Here is a 3,060-nt window from a genome sequence, read left to right on the forward strand (position 1 = left end):
ATAATAAAGTTTCTGTAGTACTTAAAGACAAGAATGTACTCTTTTAGTGGACTACATGCTATACGCGTAAGTTTACTGATTGCAAAATATTTTGTATAAGGCATTTATATATATGCTAAAATGAAGATAATTCAAGCCAATGTACCTTTTTAAACAACGTGAAAGCCATATCTCATGGTATTTCTAAATAAAGTTTGGGGACATTGGTTTTTTTGTTACCAATAATGCGATAAGATATAAGTGTGCAGTGACCTTTATGGTGATTCCAACCTAAACTGGAATGGGGCTAATTTATTTAGACCTCTTATATAGATGTGAGGCACTCCGCTCTTAATATGGCACTGCACACTTTAATTTAAATATAAGATTTTTAAACCTGTCATTTTCGACAGGTTTTTTATTTTAAGGAGGGAATTTGTATTCTTTGTCGTATATAAAAAATAATAGACTATATAGAAGAGTCGAATAATTATATATAATTAGCGGTTGAAACTCTAAATAAGTTTGGAGCTGGTGCAAACATCGGACTCTTTTGTTTAATTTGAGATTTAATATCTGGCGATATAATCCTGACATGCTACATTGGGCATATAGCTCTAACAGAAACTTGGATAGTCAGATATATCATACTGCTAATTAGAGGAGAAATATATGAATAATAATATTGCTCCATTCAGTTACGGAGAAGAAGCAACTGAAGAAACACAAGATTCTAGAAAGTTTTATCAATTCTTTGTAGGTATTGATATAGGTGCTAGTTTTCATGTAGCTTCCTGTATTAAGTTTGATGCTTTTTTAGACCCGAAGGGGATTGCTTGGAAACGAACAAAAACAATGAAATTTGATTCCGATAGCATTGGAATTGCAGAATTTTTACAAGCTTTAATTCAAATAGAGAAACAATTTAATATAACAAAAGAAGATTTTTTAATTATTTTAGAACCAACTGGTGGGCATTACTCTTACTTAATTCAACAAGTATTATTAAATGAAGGCTATACTTTGTTTCAAGTTGAAAACAAGGCTGTTGGGGAATTCCGTAAGAATAACTTAGGGATTACTGAGAAAAACGATTCTATGGATGCTAAAGTTATGTCTTATATGGGGTGGCATAAGCAATTGCATCCTCATATGCAGGGTGTAACATTACTTAAACCGCAGTCTGTACTTCAATCTCTATTTCGAACAGTAATGCGTGATAGATGGTATTTAAATGTACAATTAACACGTCGAAAAAATCAGGTGCAACAACTCCTGAAGGTAACTCATCCTGACTTAAATAAAGCATTTAAGAAGTTAGGATCTTCTTCTGTTATGAAACTAGTGCTAGAATATCCTACTGGGTTAGATATGAAAGATTCCTCTGAAGAAGAACTATATAAAGCTATTTCAAAAGCTGGGGCTAAAAATATAGCAAGAAAAGCAGCACAAACATTAGCTCAAATTATACCTAATACAATTGCGGTACCTGTAGAGCACCTAGTTGGAAGACAGCAATGGATAATTGAAGAAGCCTTACGGCTTGAAGAAAGTATTAAGCTAATCGATATTGAAATACATAACCTTCTTTGTGGAATCCCTGAAAAAGGTATAAAGCCACATCCATATGCAAATTTACTCTTATCTTTACCATTCGTAAGTGAAAATATAGCTTGTACTTTAATTGGTGTAATTGGTGATATTGACAGATTTGATACCTATAAAGAATTTAAGAAATATCTTGGTGTATCTGCTGAAAATACACAATCTGGTACATCAGTAAAAGGGACTCGACAAACATTTAGCGGAGTCCGTGATTCAAGAAGAGTTTTATATCAAATAGCCATGATGATGTTAGCAAATGGAAAAAAGAAGCCTACTGTATTTAAAACTTATTATAACCGTAAGGTTGAAGATGGTATGAGTAAGAAAAAAGCAATTGGTCATCTTTGTGGTAAAATTGCAAATCTAATTTATGCAATTTTAAAAAGGGGTCAGAAATATGACCCTAAACTACATGCGGCTGCTTGTGGGATTGAGTGGGATGAAGCTTACAAATTAGAAGAAGGACGAAAGTCAACCATAAAATTAACGGACAATTTAGTTTAAGGAAAACTTTATAGTTAGATAAGACCTTGGAGGATATTACGTGGAAAAAGAGAAGCTTTTAAAAAATGTAAAAACACTGATGAAAATGCACTCTGAAGGGCTTATCGGTGGAGAACTGATGCCTGAAGACGTTTTGATTGGTGTTGTTTCAGAGGATGAATTAATGGATGTTTTAACACTAGCTATGGCTTTGAACTATCAAAGAAATTCCTATAGTTTGTGGGAATCAGTTGTAAAAGCATATCGAGATGAAGAAACAAAGTGGATTTTCAATCTACACGCTGTGGCAAATAGCGATATTGATATTCTTCGAAGTTCGTTACTGTTTCACCGCGTAGGATTACAGCCTAACCGTCATCCAGAGATTTGGAAACGTGTAGCAAAGGGGATAGTGAAATCTTCAGTAAAGGGAAATGTACAAGGTCTTATTGAATCTGTTCAATTTGATATTTCTTCCTTAAAGAAAATTATGCAAGGAACACGAAAATCTGATTTCCCTTACCTTTCTGGGCCAAAAATCTTCAATTACTGGCTTTATGTCTTGGAAAGTTATACAAATGTCTCCTGGAATTCTCGCGAACTTATTACGATAGCTCCAGATACACATATATTGAAAGCTACCGTAAAGTTGGGACTATGTTCTTCAGAGGTATTAAATGGGGCCGCTGAAGATCGACAGACTGTAGCTAAAGTATGGGAGGATGTACTGACTGGTAGTGGACTTGCCCCTATTGATATCCATACTCCCTTATGGTTGTGGAGTCGTGCAGGTTTTCCACAACTTTCAAGCTTAGAAACATTACGAAGCAATGCCTAATAAAAATGTAAAAAATGAATAAAAGCTATATTTTTTATTCATTTCTTTAAGTTTATTAGAATGGCAAAAATACCTGTTTATTGATTGAAAACAGGTATTTTTTCTATGTTAAAAAATTACTATCGATTGCATGAAGCACTACACTACATTGTTTA

General features: G+C 33.6%; 2 protein-coding genes. Both read left to right on the forward strand.

Annotated elements, in window-relative coordinates; genetic code table 11:
* Positions 1 to 651 precede the first annotated feature (651 nt).
* Positions 652 to 2,088, forward strand: a complete 1,437-nt coding sequence (locus LM917_RS24175) for an IS110 family transposase (protein ID WP_232700254.1) — start codon at positions 652 to 654, stop codon at positions 2,086 to 2,088.
* A 40-nt stretch (positions 2,089 to 2,128) separates the two neighbouring features.
* Entirely contained in the window at positions 2,129 to 2,905 is a 777-nt protein-coding gene (locus tag LM917_RS24180) for a hypothetical protein (protein ID WP_232700255.1), read from the forward strand.
* Positions 2,906 to 3,060: the final 155 nt, after the last annotated feature.

This window comes from Brevibacillus daliensis (genome assembly GCF_021245735.1).
Classification (GTDB): Bacteria; Bacillota; Bacilli; order Brevibacillales; family Brevibacillaceae; genus Brevibacillus_B; species Brevibacillus_B daliensis.

Coding starts and splice junctions, on each gene's coding strand:
- LM917_RS24175 (WP_232700254.1), top strand. CDS start 652: ATGAATAATAATATTGCTCCATTCAGTTACGGAGAAGAAGCAACTGAA.